The sequence below is a fragment of the Sulfitobacter sediminis genome, assembly GCF_040811725.1.
Lineage (GTDB): Bacteria > Pseudomonadota > Alphaproteobacteria > Rhodobacterales > Rhodobacteraceae > Sulfitobacter > Sulfitobacter sediminis.
In genome coordinates this window covers 1-266 of sequence record NZ_JBFNXX010000165.1, presented here as the reverse complement: position 1 = coordinate 266, position 266 = coordinate 1, and the positions used below count along the sequence as shown (strand labels likewise).

Below are 266 nucleotides of genomic sequence, written 5' to 3'. Positions count from 1 at the left end.
CCCCCCGCCCGCTCCCCCCCGCCACCCACCGCCGCTGCGCAACCGCCTCCCCCGGCAACCAGCCCCACCAGGCCGCGACACCCGCTGTCGAGGCACTGAACAAAGCCGGCAACATCACCCCCACCCCCCGGCCCGCCTCCTACACCGAAACCGACACCACCACCCGTCACGCAGCGCGAAAGCTCAACCCGCGCCGCACCGCCCAAGTCCACGTGGGCACCCGCAAGGGGCCCCACGGCCCCGAAACCTTCAAGCTGGTGGAGCGC

General features: G+C 73.7%; 1 protein-coding gene. It reads left to right on the top strand.

The features are described from left to right. Nucleotides 1-266: hypothetical protein (locus tag AB2B41_RS23540; RefSeq protein WP_367880253.1), on the top strand; the 266-nt coding region annotated here is incomplete at both ends.